Source organism: Pedomonas sp. (assembly GCF_036515995.1).
Lineage (GTDB): Bacteria > Pseudomonadota > Alphaproteobacteria > Sphingomonadales > Sphingomonadaceae > Pedomonas.
The window spans coordinates 1-13,506 of sequence record NZ_DATBUP010000238.1 but is presented as its reverse complement, the minus strand read 5'-3'; the positions used below and the strand labels follow the sequence as shown (position 1 = coordinate 13,506).

The following is a 13,506-nucleotide window of genomic DNA, read 5'->3' as shown; positions in this document are numbered from 1 at the left end:
CAAGATGCGTGGAAGATATTAACGTACTTTGCCGATCCTAAAATATTACTTCTCGGCCTTATTCCCTGCCTTATATTAGAACGCCTGCTCCCTGCCGCCCCTCATCGGGCCCATCGCAGCGGTAATCTTCTACTTGATTTTCTCTACCCCATACCGCGGATCCTTATACCTGCGGCATTTATTGGCTCCGGCGTTGTTTTTGCCAAATACATCTATTCTACCTACTTGCCTTTCGTGAATACGGGCTTGTTGGATGACAAGCCGCTATGGCTTCAGACCATCGGCGCCTTCCTCATTTCAGACTTCATGTTCTACTGGTCGCATCGAATTCGCCACGAAGTACGGTGGCTCTGGCACTTTCACGCCATTCACCATTCCCAGCGCCATCTCAATCCGGCCACAACCCATCGAACCCACCCGTTCGAGAGCACCATCTCCGGGGCCATTCGCACCATTCCCATTGCCTTTGTTGGCGGGTCCTACCCGGCATGGGTTCTTTTTGCCGTGCTGAACAACTTCTGGGGCTATTTCATCCACTCAAACACCCGAACCAACCTGGGCTGGCTGGGCAACTTTATTGTCAGCCCCCAGTACCATCGGGTGCATCATTCATGCCTGGAAGAACATTTCGATGTAAACTACGGCGAGCGTCTGGTCATCTGGGACAAGCTGTTTGGCTCCCATTGCTCAGACCGAGATGTTTACCCTCCAACCGGCATTCCCAATGCAGAATGGATCGAAGAGAACAGCAACAATCCGGCCAAGATACCGTTATTCTACCTAAAACAGATGGCCTACCCGTTTGTCCGCATCAGCCAGTCGGTCCGGGAGAACGGGCGGCTGGTTCTGGCAAGGCTGCGCGCCCCCTCGCAGGCCTAAGCCGCTGATGGCCTGGGCGTGCGCCGGGGCCTCCCTGTTCCGGAGTTGTGTCGTCATGTCCACACCATCTTCCCGACCGCCGCACCCCACCGAGGACAGCTCCGCCCGAATGCCAGACGGGCTAAGAACCCAGACGGAGCAGATCAAGAAAAGCGCAAAAGCCGTCGAACACAGCTCCCGGCAGGCGTTTGAAAGCGCGGACCGTCGGACGGAGCTGGCGGCGGATCGCACCATCTTTGCTGCCGAGCGCACTTACGCTGCCTGGGTGCGCACTGGCCTCGCCTCACTGGCGAGCGGCATCGGCGTCCGGGCCGTCCTTGAGGACATCGTGGCGGACTGGCTGATCATGGCCACAGCGACAGTGCTGGTCATGCTCAGCGCCTTCTGTTTCGTCGCAGGCATCTGGCGGCACCTGCAACCCGGCATACCGCCGGAAATCCCCAAGGTCCGCCGTTTACCTGCCTTCGTGTTCATCGGCGTTAACACCTTCCTCGTCCTTGTTGCGCTGGCAGCGCTGTACGGCATCTGGAGCGGCGACTTCTCTCAGTCTTAACCGCTCTTTCCGGGCCGAAGGGTTGACGCTTGCGCCTCGCTCGGGCATTCCTGAGGGGGAAGCCCGATCTATTTCCGCCATTGCAACGAGACGGTGCGAGGCGCTTTGCGCCCCTTCACGCGCCAACCGGATTGATGACGACAGCCGAATTTCTCCAAGCCTACCCGATTGTAAACAGCCTGATTGGTATCGCCGCCCTTTGCCTGGCAGCCTGGATTGCTGACTGGATTACAAAGTTTGTCCTGGTGCGGTTGGCCCGCCAGCTAGCCGAGCGCACGTCCCTTTTTGGCGAAGGACTTTTGCTTCGTTACAAGGTGGTACAGCGGCTCGCCTATATTGTACCCGCCCTGGTCATTCAGAATGGCGTTGCTCTGGTGCCAAGTCTGCCAGAAACGCCCAGGCTTATTATCGAGAACGTTGCCTCTTCCTTCATCGTCATGGCGCTGGTGGCAACGGCTAGTGGCTTTCTCAATATTTTCAATGAATTATGGGCCCGCCGCCCGGATGCGGCCAGCCGCCCGATCAAGGGCTATATCCAGCTTTTTAAAATCGTGCTCTACAGCGTGGGCATCATCGTTGCCATCGCGCTGCTGATCGAGCGGTCGCCCCTGCTGTTGCTCTCGAGCCTTGGCGCGTTGATGGCGGTCCTTACTCTTGTATTCAAGGACACGCTGCTGTCGCTCGTCGCCAGCGTTCAACTCACCACCAACGACATGGTGCGCGTGGGGGACTGGATCGAGATGCCGCAGGTGAATGCGGACGGCGACGTCATCGATATCGCCCTGCATACGGTCAAGGTCCAGAACTGGGACAAAACGATCACGACGATTCCAACCTACCGGCTCATCACCGACAGTTTCAAAAACTGGCGGGGCATGCAAGAATCCGGCGGTCGCCGCATCAAGCGCGCCATCAATATCGATCTGGCCAGCATCCGCTTCATCACGCCGGACGAGCGTGCCGGCTTGCGCCGTTTCGCTTTGCTGAGGGAGTATCTCGATGCCAAGCAGGCCGAGATCGATATCTGGAATGCCAGCCATCCCGATCGTGCGAGCCAGCCCGTCAACGCTCGCCGCCTAACCAACATCGGCTGCTTCCGGGCATATGTTCTCGCCTATCTCAAGGCTCACTCGGGCGTGCATCAGAAAATGTCGCTGATGGTGCGCCAGATGCCGCCGGAGCCCACCGGCGTTCCGCTGGAAATCTACTGCTTCGCCTCAACGATCGTCTGGGCAGAATACGAAGGTATTCAGTCAGATATATTTGACCATCTCTTTGCCATTCTGCCCGAATTCGGCTTGCGGGTGTACCAGCAGCCCGCCGGGTGGGACATCCAGATAGGACTGGAAAATGCACCCACATCCAGGGCCGCCGCGCTGCTGGCCAGCAACTGACGGCGACCCTTGCGTCCAGAAAACCAGGTATCTCGATCAGCATCCTTATTTCAGGTGCTGATTGAGATACTTGTTCATCTCGAACATCGTCACCTTCTTCTTGCCAAACACCGGCTCCAGCTTGTCATCAGCCAGGATTTCGCGACGATTCTCTGGGTTCTGCAGGTCGTTCTTCTTGATGTAGTCCCAGACCTTGCTCACCACTTCACTGCGCGCAATCGGCCCGTCCCCGACAATTGCCGCCAGTTCCTTCGATGGCTGGAGGGGCTTTTGCAAGGCATTGGACTTGGCCCCGCCGGATTTGCTGCCACCCGATTTCGCCTTGGTGCTCTTTTCTGCCATTCCAGATTCTCCCCGATTGCCCGCTGGTTACCGGCAATCTTTAGAACCTCTAAGGGATTGCGCGGCACCGTTCTGGCCATTTAACGCTCGGCGCCCCAACTGTGTCCGTCGGATGCGGGCAGCAAATGTACAGGGCTCCCCCTCTGATGCCGGAACGCCTCACCCTACTTACCGCAGCAGTGCAGCGCGCCGCTCAGTAATCTTTGGCGTACTGAAGCTGAAGGCTGCTTTGCCCGGTCTGGCCCACCTGGGACAGGATGCTCAACGCCTTGGTCAGCTCAATCTGAAGCTGCGTCACGGTGTTGCCATGTGTATCGCTTGAGACTTCCACATACACGTCATCGGTCAGGTACTGGCCGACCGCCAGCGAGGTGCCGCGCCCGGTCGCCTCATCCGCCCCAACGATACGCAGGCGGTCTACGCTGGTTGCCTGCCGCAGCTTGCCGAGCGGGTTGAGCCCGCCCCCACCACCGCCCTGCAGCGACGCCACAGCGGCCGCTAACTGCAATGCCTCGGTTGCCGACAACTCGGCCGCGGAACCACCAAACAGCAGGCGGGACAGGATCTCATCCTGCGGCAGGGTGGGCACGGATGAGAAGCTGATCTCAGGCTTCATCGCCGGCCCTGTGACCAACAGCAGGGCCTCGACGCCTTCGACGGTTGCACCGGCCTCAATATCGAGCGTCGGATTCGGCGGGAACTCTCCTCCCAGACGAATGATGCCCCGGTTCAGGTCAAACCGGCGACCCGCAAACGAGTAATTGCCGCGCACTACTTCGACCTCGCCGCCGATTTGCGGCCTGAAGAGCGTGCCGCCAATCGTAAGATCCGTGCTCCATTCGGAATCAAGGCCCATTCCCTGAATGAAGATGCGGTTATCAGCGCTGACCTTCACATTGAGATTGAAATCAAGCGCGGGCTGGCCTGTCGGCCCAGCGGCATCGACCCTGGCCGGAATATCGCCGATCCGTTGCACTTCAAGCTGGGGCACTTCGGCAGCCGCCATGCCGGTGAACCGGTAGCGCGCCTCGATAATCCGGATGTTACCCTCGATCAGCCCTCCGCTCTGATCCCGGCGGATCGTGATCGGCCCGCTGATGCTTGCCTGCAGTGTATCGGTTCGCGCAGCGCGGAACTGGTCCAGGTTGATTTTCACGTTCATCGGAAAACCCTGTGCCTGGTTCAGATCGGCGTATCCGCTGGCCGACAGCTTCCCGCCGCCCGGCGTCGTGCCGGTCAGCGACACCAGCTGGAGTCTGGAGCCGCCAAAGCGGGCATCAAGCGCCAGGTTCTGCACGCGGGTTCCAAAAGCGATGTTCTCATACGCCATGTCCGAAGTGCGCACGGCACCGCGTACCAGCGGCTGCGCAAGCGTGCCGCTCATATCGGCAGCCACATCCAGCGTGCCGCTCAGTTCCTGCCCCTTGAGGCCGCTCATGGCCCAGAGCAGCTCGACAGGACCGTTGAACCGCATTCCACCCGCCAGCGGCGCGCTCCAGAGCTGGTCAGTCCAGGCCCGCTCATCCGACGGGCTCATGTTCAGGCGGGCCTGCATCGAGCCGACCACCGCCTTTTCATGGCGCAGCAGCATCCGTATGGCCGCCTGTCGCTCTGACAGCGATGCGTTGACGCCGAGATCCAGCGGGGGCGACACGGTGGTGAGGCCTGCACGCTGCAACCGGCTGACGACCATCCTCAGCTCTGAATTTGGAGTGCCGCCGCCCGATGGCATGGCAAAATTCACGGTCCCGGAGGACGACCCGGAAAAACCAAGCTCCGGATCGACTGCATCAAGGAAGCGCAGGTTCAGTCCCGTCCAGCTGGCCTTCGCCGTCGTGACTGGCCCCGTTTCCCCTTCAACATTCAAACTGCCGCCGGCAAAATTGATGGTCGCGGGAGCAAGCCGCCAGCCTGTCTGGGTCTTCGTTGCCACCGCCGGCGCCGCCATTCGAATGCGCCGCCCGCTCAACGAGCCATTGAGCGCCACCTGCGCCCGGCTCGGCTCCATCACGGCCGTTGCGGCCATCTCAAACGGGGTCTTGTAGCGTCCGGCCAGAGAAATATCCGCCTTGCCCGTACCACCGGCAAGATTGGCCGTACCCGACACCTTTTCGATGCGCCACTGACCATACTGGACCAGCCGCGCCGCAAGGGTGGCATTAACATCGGCCCCGCTTTCCGGCAGCCGCAGACTTGCCTTGAGGGAGGCCTCCCCGATTGCAAGCGCCGGCAGGACCGGCGGGCGGGCACGACGGGCCTCGATGTTTGCGTCCGCCCGTTGCACGTCGCCTTCGGCGGCAAGGCGTACATTGCCATTCAGCCCAGAGCCGTTCAGCGTCAGGAGCCCCTGGAACGGCCCTTGCTGTGTTTGCTCCACCCTGCCCTTCAGGCGCAAATCGGCAAGCCGCAGCTCCTCGATTTCCGCCGCGATCGGCCCCTGGTCGAGAATGATGCGGGCACGGCCGTTTAGGTCGCCCTGAGACGACTGGCCTGCCAGGGTGACAAAATAGCCATCCGGCTCCGGTGCCGCGGCAAGGTTGATATCCCGCAGGCCAAGGCCAAGGTCCGGACGGGCAGCAGTCGCTCGAACCGCCGGGCGCATAGCGGGCCCGGACGCCGCAACTGTGAACGGGCCATAGGCCGCCGACTTGCCAGCGGCGGCAAAATCCAGCGTTCCATCCGGCGCGTAGACGCCGCGGCTCACATTGAACTGCAGGCGCGGCGCCTGCAAGGTGCCCTTGCGCACGACGATGCGCCCGTCGGCCAGTTGGCGTACCGAGGCCTCAAGGACCGGTTGGCCACCCAAAAACTCACGCGCGCTTTCGTTGTCGAGCCGCAAGGCCTGGGCCCGCACATCGCCGTGCATGGTCAGCGCACCGGTCTTCGGGTCAGAGCCCAGAGCGCCCTTGACCGTCCCTTCGACCATGCCGAAGTTGGGCACGGTGTAGCGCGACAGCTTTGCATCTACATTGGCCGAGTAGGCCCCACTTGCCACAACCTGACGGAAGCCGGCCCGACCAGACAAATGCTGGGACGTGAACGAAACCTTGTCGGCTGACACCGCCTCGGGCGTTATCTGCACCACTCCTTGCAGTTTCAACCGGCTCAGAAGACCCGCCACCGCTTCATTCAGGCCATCGACCGATGCCAGCGATAGCTCAACCGGCATGGTCATGTCGCCCGTATCGGACATGGAGACCGTCCCTGCGGCTTTCAGGCCGTGCACCTGCGTCGCCTCGTAGCCGACACGTTTTGCCTGCGCATCAAAACGGATTTCGGGGGCCGCAATCGGGCCATTCAGCAGGGCTATGAGCACCACGTCTTCACCGCTGATGCCATCCATGACGGCGGCAGGTTCAGTCAGCCGGGCATCGACCTTCAGTTCCTTGAGGTGGCTCGTATCCGCATCAAGCCCGCCCTCCGCGTTGATGTTGAAAGCCGGGGCCGAGACATTCACTGCCAGTGCAATGTTTGGCAGATCGAAGCCGAACTTGGACCGGATCTCCAAGCCCTCAGCCAGCAACCGCGTGGCAGGCCCTTCTGTCAGCAGCAGTGCAGGGGCCGCGCGGCCGGTGATCTCGAAGGTGCCGCTTCGACCCGCAATTTGCAGCGTGAGCAGGTCATCATCCGCCAATCGGGAGGCGAGCGTCCCATCCCAGCGGCTCCAGCCGCCGGCTCCGTTAAGCGTCAAAACCAGCGGCTTGTCGAGTTTGGCCATGCTGGAGACCAGCCCGCCAACCGGTGCGGTCACCAGCGCAGACAGGTCGAGCATATCCTCCTCGGGGTCGATCGAGGCCTTCAGCCGCAGCCGATCTCCCGCGTCTGCCGAAGCGTCCGCGTCCAGTTGCAGTCGGCCATCTTGAAGCAGGCCGCTCGCCTTGGCCCGGGCAACATACTGCCTGCCCGCGACCTGCGGGCCGATGACGATGCGGTCTACCGTTGCCTGACCAAGGGTAATATCGATATTCGGGAACAGCGGCTTATTAGGGTCAGACGGCACCTCATTCAGGCGCGGAACGCGGGAGAATGTCAGGCTTGGCACGTATACGCGGTTCAGCACCACGTGTTTGCTCAGCATCGACATTGGCACCCAATCCACTTCGGCACTGGGAACGCGCAGAAATTCGCCGTCAAGATCCAGCAACCGAAGGTCGCGCACCGTGAACGTGCTGTACAGTGACCCATCGATACGGGTGATATGGACCCGCATGCCGGATTCCAGCTGCAGGTTAATGATCTGGCGCACAAGAAAGGCGCGCCCTGGACCGGTGTTAAGCCCGTACACCCCAATGACGACGACGGCCAACAGCGCCGCTATCCCCATCACGGTGATGAGCAGACCCTTTCGCCACTTTGGGCGGGGGGCCGGAGTATCGTCGCTGACCGTTTCCATCAGAAAGCCTGTCCGATCGAAATATAGACGGCAAACTTCGGATCGCCGCTGCGGCGGCCAAGTGGTGTTGCAATATCAAACCGCAAGGGACCGAAGGCCGTGTAATACCGGGCGCCCAAACCGGCACCGAAGCGCAGGTCGCTGAACTGCGGCAGCTTCTCCGTATAAACCTGGCCGCCATCTACAAAGGCGACAATTCCGTAATTGCCAAAGCGGTAACGCAGCTCCGCCGAGACTTCGGTCAGCGACCTGCCACCGAGCGGATCGCCATCCGCATCCTTGGGACCAAGCTCTTCATAGCCAAATCCACGCACCGACCCGCCGCCGCCAGCATAAAACCGCCGGCTGGGGGCGATCCGATCGCGATCGGCTCCGGCAATTGCGCCGAGCGCAATGCGGCCAGCCAGCACGACATTGTCGCCGCTAACCGGCTGATAGCCGCTCGCATCAATCCGAAACCGGGTATACCCGAAGAAACCGTCCTGGAAGGCCGCTTCCGGCGTTACCCGACCCGCCACACGAAACCCGCGGGTAGGATCCAACATGTCATTGGAGCCGTCATACTGCAAAGTGGCCGGCAGCGCACCGATGATAAAGGTACGGCGACGCCCGTTTTCGTCACCTTCCTCGGAGAAAAGGCTCCGGTCTCGCTGGTTCGTAATCACTATTTCGCTAGCCAGCGAGTATCCCCATCGGCGCTCCAGCGCGATATCAGGCGGCCTTTGGAAGCCCGCACTTACAGTGAGTGCCTGTGCGCTATAGGCATCCCGATCCTCGCTGCTCGTCTCTATCGCAGCGAACATATTGCGGCCGCGCTTGCCTGCATTGGCCCGCCGAAGATTGACGCCCAGCCGCTGCTCCTTGGTTCCTGCCACCGCCCCGACGGTAACGGCGCCCTCGGGCGGAAGCAGGTTGCGATGCATCCACTGACCTTCCAGGCGGAATCCCTCGCCGGTCGCATAGCCCACGCTGCCTGCAAGCCGCCGCTGCGGCCCCTTGCTCGTCTCGACTTCCATATCAACAATGGAACGGCCATCAGGCGATACTTGACCGGTTTCGACCGGACGAAGCGCAACCTTGGAGAACAGGCCTGTTGCCACCAGCGCCTGCCTCAGATCCTCGACGTCACGGCTGTCATAGGGATCGCCTGGATCAAAGCGGGCCAGGACATTGAGGTGCTTTTCACTGAACAGCCGATCTCCCTTCATGCGGAAATAGCCGAACACGCTGACAGGGCCGGGCCTGACGGGCAGGCTGTATATCCCGGTGTTGTCCAGATCATCGAGCAGGACTTGCCGTGTCCCGAACTCGGCGAAGGGGTAGCCGCGTTGGGGAAGCTTCAGGAGCAGTTCACCTTCTGCGGATTCCACATCGCTGGCGACGATGTAGTCACCTGGAAGCAGCGGAAACAGCTGATACACCAGATCGCGGGTTTCAACAGAAGCGCTTTCGGGCAGCTTGAGCTGGATGTCGCTGAACTTGTAACGTGGGCCTGGATTGACCGTCAGCGTCACCTGAACCCTGCCCGGCTGTTCTTCCCCAACCGGCGCGACCATGACATCCGTTGTGGAGGCATAGTAGCCGTAGGAGTTCAACAATTGGGTGATGGCCTTAACATCCGCTTCGGCACGGCGATTGATCTGCGCACCGGATGTCTGGCCCTCACGCTCACCGATCAGTGTTGAGAGTTCCCGGAAACGATCCTCCAGTCCAACATCCCTCAAGCCAATGATTTGAACGGCATAGCTCAGATTATCCCAGCGCATACCTCGACGGCTCTGCGTGGCACCTTCGGCTGGTGCAAAGGCGTCCAGGTCCGGCCAGGGCACGGCGATGTCGGGGATCTCCGGCAGGCTGACAGGCACAGAGCCAGTGTCGTCCGCCTGCAGAGCGCCCTGCTGTTGTCCGGACTGCACCTGTGCCGGGCCACTTGCCTGCTGGGCAGAAGCCGAAGATGAAAAGAGGCTTGGGGAAAAGAAAGATGTCAATAAAATCAATCGGAAAAGGGATTTCATACGCTCACCAACGCAGAGCTTCAGTCAAAGGGCCACTCTGGTTCGCCTGGTGATACATCCTGTCCTCTGTAGAGCCTGAACCGCCACGCGCAGTCTGAACGAACCCCAGCAATAGGAGTCAAACGCAGAGCTTGTCAAAAAGATATAAACCATTTTCAGCGTGCGCCGAGCCCGGGGCAACTTCCATTTTTCGTTGCTAATTAATATGAAATTTCCAACCTCTGTTGTGCCTGGCACAAAAAAGCCCCGGTGGCGCGGCGCAACCGGGGCCTTCTTCGTGTCAGGGCCGATCGATCATGCCAGGTGTGGTATCAGCTCCCGACCGATTGCCTCGGCGTCCGCCAGGTTGTCAAACCCGCGCAGAATGACCTCATCCACACCAAGCGCCTCGTAGGCCTTGAGCGCCTCGATGAGCGTCTTGGGCCCGCCCACCAGCGCCATGGCATGGGACCGGCCGCCGGTTGCCTCAACCACACCGCCCCACAAGCACGGGTCAGCCGCTGACCGGGCCGCCATCGCCTCCGCCACGCGGCGCTGGGCGCTCTCGTCCGAGCCACTGCCAAGGCCCATCTTGATAGCCCCGGACTTGGCGCGCAAGGCATCGGCAATGCTCTCCGCCCGCTTCCAGGCTGCGGCATCATCCTGCGCTATCACGACACGGATCGACATCAGGAAGCGCGGACAACGGCCGTGCGGCGCTGCGGCATCTCTCACCTGCTGCATAAGCTGCGCGCTACGCTCGAGCGTCGTCCCGGCAAAGGCATAGACATCAGCACATTCCGCACCGAACTTCACGCCAAGGTCTGATGACCCGCCCCAGTATACCGGGATGGAGCCATTGGCCGGCCGGAGCATCGTCTGGGCGCCCTCAACGCGGTAGAAGTCCCCTAAATGGTTGAACGGTGCATCTTCCGCCCAGGCACGGCGCAGCAGTTGCACATATTCCCGACTGCGGTGATAGCGCTGCTCCTTGGTGAGGAAATCGCCATCCGCCCGGGTTTCCGCGTCATTGATCGCCGTGATGATGTGCACGCCGGCACGGCCATTGCTCAGTTGATCAATGGTCGAGAGCATCCGCGCTGCCATTGTCGGGGCAATGAAGCCCGGACGGTGCGCGATCATGAACTTCAAGTTGTTCGTGATCGCAGCCACATGAGCGGCCGTTGCCAGACCGTCAGGCGACTTTGCACTTTGGGCAATCAGAATACGATCATAGCCGGTTTCATCATAGAGCGTCGCCAGCTTGCGCACGAACTCAGCATCAAAGGCAGTGCTTGCCGCCTTGAGCTCGCTTTCATCCGCATAGGGGAGAAGGCCGAGAACTTTCATGGACTATCTCCCTTAAAAAATGTTCTTCCAGATTTCGGGCTCTTGGTGCAGCTCCGGATCCAGCGCATAGCGGCTGACCGGGCGCTCCAGGTCCAGATGCTCGCGTAAGGTCGTCCCTGCGTAGTCCTGCCGGAACAGACCTCGCTCCTGCAGGATCGGCACCACCTCGTCAACGAAGCGAGCCAGCATATCCGGCAGAATGGGAGCGGCGATGACAAAGCCGTCGGCTGCCCCGGCCTTGAACCACTGCTCCAGCGTATCAGCGATCTGCACCGCAGTGCCGTTTACCATCTTGCTGGTGCGGCCTGCAGCCACTTGGCGGGCCACCTGAAGGATCGACAGATTTTCCTTGCGCGCCAGATCGACGATCCGCTTCTGCGTGCCCTGAGAGGCCTTGCTGGGAGGAAGATCCGGCAGCGGACCGTCCAGATCATGGCCGCTGAAGTCAAATCCGCCGAGCGACATCTGGAGCAGAGAGATCGCGACGTCCTCGTGAATAAGCGCGGTCAACTCGTCAGAAATGGCGTTCGCCTCGGCCTCGGACGACGCCACGATCGGCTGGATCGCGGTCAGGATCTTGAGGCTATCGGCGCTGCGTCCCTTGGCAATCACGCGCGCTTTCAAGTCCTGGTAAAACTGCTGCGCGCTCTCCAGCATCGGGTGCGAAGTAAACACCGCCTCTGCCGTGGCCGCCGCCAGATCAAGGCCGGCTTCGGATGCACCGGCCTGCACGATCACCGGATGGCCCTGCGGCGGGCGACCCATGGTCATGGGGCCTGCCACCCTGAAGTGCTTGCCTTGGTGATAAAGTCCGTGAACCTTGTCCGGATTGAAATAGCGGCCGCTTGCCGGGTCAATCACAAAGGCGTCATCGTCCCAGCTGTCCCACAGGCCCTTTACCACATCGATGAACTCACCGGCGCGCTCATATCGCTCCGCGTGGCCGAAGTGCGCATCACGTCCAAAGTTGTGCGCCTCGTTCTCGCTGGTTGAAGTCACCACGTTCCAACCAGCGCGACCCTTGCTGATGTGATCCAGTGTCGCCAGTCTCCGGGCCGCAGAGTAGGGCTCGTTGTAGCTGGTGGACAGAGTTCCGATCAAGCCGATACGAGACGTGGAAACTGCAAGCGCCCCGTGCAAGGTAATCGGATCCATTCGCATGTTGTCGAGGCGGCTGAATGCATCTCGCCCGACGACAGGACGAAACCCTTGGGAATCAGCGAGGAAAATCGCGTCGAACTTGCCGCGCTCGGCTGTACGCGCAATTTCCTGCCAAAAATCGATTTCGTGGATCAGACCCGGTTTGGCGGTGGCATGCCGCCACCCCGCAATATGCCCGCCTGCCCCCATGGGCATCGCGAAGAGCTTCATCATTGGCGGCTGGTGTGCTGCTTGCATCAGCTTATTCCTTTGCATTTATAATTTTCGTTCTGTTTTGATGCAAACGTCAGTTTCCGCCGTAGCTTCTGCCCACCGCTAGATCCACCGAGCCATCTGTCCACCAGCCGATCAAACCGCAACGGTCTATCCGCCCCACGGATAGACATAATTTCGCAGTGGACCATCCCATCTTTCACTCTGGATGATCACGGCCTAAGAACAAGATCGCATAGTCTTAAAATGCGACCGAATGGGATCTGAAAGAAAGCGAACCCTGCTTCCGGGACCAGTGCGTGGAAGCAGTCAGTGGAGGAGAGAACTTTGCGTAAGTTTTTTGTTTTTGCGGGCAAATCGACCCTGATGGCGTCAACCGCAGGTCTGGCTCTCGGGCTTGCAGCCCCGGCGGTTTCTGCACAGGAAGCTCCGGCACAGCCGGCTGCATCCAGCAGCAGCGAACTGGGCATGGGCGAGATCATCGTGACCGCCCGTAAGCGTGGCGAAAGCCTGGTCGACGTCCCCGTCGCCATCACCGCCATGACCGGCGAAGGCCTTGCGGCTCGCGGCGTGCAGGGCCTGAACGACCTCAACGCGTTCGTGCCGGGCCTGCGCTACCAGAACAGCGCTGCCAACCGCAACGACCGCAGCTTCACCACCATTACCATGCGCGGCATGTACCCGGGCGACTCCCCGAACCGCCAGGCCGTGACCATCTTCGTTGACGGCGTTGCCATTCCGGGCGGCTCGACTTCCGGTCTGACCGACATCGAGCGCGTCGAGGTCGTGAAGGGCCCGCAGTCGGCCAACTTCGGCCGCGCCACTTTCGGCGGCGCCATCAACTTCATCACCCGCGCGCCGGCGACCGACGAAGTCAAGGGCAGCGTCGACGTCAGCTATGAGTCCTACAACACTGCGGAAGTGAAGGCCTCCGTCGAGGGCCCGCTGGTCGAGGACAAGCTGGGCGTACGCCTGTCGGGCCGCTACTACCACACCGACGGCCAGTACGATAACGTCGGCTTCTCGGGCAAGCTGGGCGAGCGTGACACCCGCCAGGTTGCCGCGAGCTTCATCGCACACCCGACTGACGCGCTGACCGTGCGCGGCTACGCCACCTACTGGGAAGACAGCGACGGCCCGACCGCGCAGGCGCTGCTGGGCGAAGAGTCGTACAACTGCAACCTGGGCGGCAACGCTCGCGTCCCGGTCGGCTCGACCACTGGCTTC

The 13,506-nt window shown here is 60.9% G+C and carries 9 protein-coding genes; 4 read left to right on the top strand and 5 right to left on the bottom strand.

Features of this window, described 5'->3' with window-relative positions:
* The 3 genes from VIG90_RS17310 to VIG90_RS17300 all read left to right on the top strand — a co-directional run.
* The coding region (locus tag VIG90_RS17310) for a sterol desaturase family protein (RefSeq protein WP_331594774.1) at window positions 1-879 on the top strand (879 nt) is incomplete at its 5' end.
* 55 nt (window positions 880-934) lie between these two features.
* Window positions 935-1,432 carry a DUF202 domain-containing protein gene (locus tag VIG90_RS17305; protein WP_331594773.1) on the top strand — a complete coding sequence of 166 codons (498 nt, stop codon included), beginning with the start codon at window positions 935-937 and terminating at the stop codon, window positions 1,430-1,432.
* A gap of 134 nt (window positions 1,433-1,566) precedes the next feature.
* Complete coding sequence (locus tag VIG90_RS17300) at window positions 1,567-2,826, top strand: mechanosensitive ion channel family protein (RefSeq protein WP_331594772.1); 1,260 nt, start codon at window positions 1,567-1,569, stop codon at window positions 2,824-2,826.
* 45 nt (window positions 2,827-2,871) lie between these two features.
* Here the strand turns inward: VIG90_RS17300 and VIG90_RS17295 are convergent, their stop codons facing one another.
* The 5 genes from VIG90_RS17295 to VIG90_RS17275 form a co-directional block, all read right to left on the bottom strand.
* On the bottom strand, window positions 2,872-3,168 hold the full coding sequence (locus VIG90_RS17295) for an SWIB/MDM2 domain-containing protein (RefSeq protein WP_331594771.1): 297 nt from the start codon (window positions 3,166-3,168) through the stop codon (window positions 2,872-2,874).
* Window positions 3,169-3,361: 193 nt separating this feature from the next.
* Window positions 3,362-7,561 carry a translocation/assembly module TamB domain-containing protein gene (locus VIG90_RS17290; RefSeq protein ID WP_331594770.1) on the bottom strand — a complete coding sequence of 1,400 codons (4,200 nt, stop codon included), beginning with the start codon at window positions 7,559-7,561 and terminating at the stop codon, window positions 3,362-3,364.
* The gene (locus VIG90_RS17285; protein ID WP_331594769.1) at window positions 7,561-9,576 is read right to left on the bottom strand and encodes an autotransporter assembly complex protein TamA; all 2,016 of its coding nucleotides are present in this window, start codon (window positions 9,574-9,576) and stop codon (window positions 7,561-7,563) included. Before VIG90_RS17285 ends, VIG90_RS17290 begins: the two co-directional genes overlap by 1 nt.
* Window positions 9,577-9,870: 294 nt before the next feature.
* Complete coding sequence (locus tag VIG90_RS17280; RefSeq protein WP_331594768.1) at window positions 9,871-10,905, bottom strand: LLM class flavin-dependent oxidoreductase; 1,035 nt, start codon at window positions 10,903-10,905, stop codon at window positions 9,871-9,873.
* A 12-nt stretch (window positions 10,906-10,917) separates the two neighbouring features.
* Window positions 10,918-12,303 (bottom strand): LLM class flavin-dependent oxidoreductase, encoded by a 1,386-nt coding sequence (locus tag VIG90_RS17275; RefSeq protein WP_331594767.1) that lies wholly within the window; start codon window positions 12,301-12,303, stop codon window positions 10,918-10,920.
* 303 nt (window positions 12,304-12,606) lie between these two features.
* Between VIG90_RS17275 and VIG90_RS17270 the strand changes: the two genes are divergently transcribed.
* A partial coding sequence (locus VIG90_RS17270; protein WP_331594766.1) for a TonB-dependent receptor occupies window positions 12,607-13,506 on the top strand: 900 nt, incomplete at its 3' end.

Excerpts from the sequence above, each read along its gene's own strand:
- VIG90_RS17305 (WP_331594773.1), top strand. The coding sequence starts at position 935 with ATGTCCACACCATCTTCCCGACCGCCGCACCCCACCGAGGACAGCTCC.
- VIG90_RS17300 (WP_331594772.1), top strand. The coding sequence starts at position 1,567 with ATGACGACAGCCGAATTTCTCCAAGCCTACCCGATTGTAAACAGCCTG.
- VIG90_RS17295 (WP_331594771.1), bottom strand. The coding sequence starts at position 3,168 with ATGGCAGAAAAGAGCACCAAGGCGAAATCGGGTGGCAGCAAATCCGGC.
- VIG90_RS17290 (WP_331594770.1), bottom strand. The coding sequence starts at position 7,561 with ATGGAAACGGTCAGCGACGATACTCCGGCCCCCCGCCCAAAGTGGCGA.
- VIG90_RS17285 (WP_331594769.1), bottom strand. The coding sequence starts at position 9,576 with ATGAAATCCCTTTTCCGATTGATTTTATTGACATCTTTCTTTTCCCCA.
- VIG90_RS17280 (WP_331594768.1), bottom strand. The coding sequence starts at position 10,905 with ATGAAAGTTCTCGGCCTTCTCCCCTATGCGGATGAAAGCGAGCTCAAG.
- VIG90_RS17275 (WP_331594767.1), bottom strand. The coding sequence starts at position 12,303 with ATGCAAGCAGCACACCAGCCGCCAATGATGAAGCTCTTCGCGATGCCC.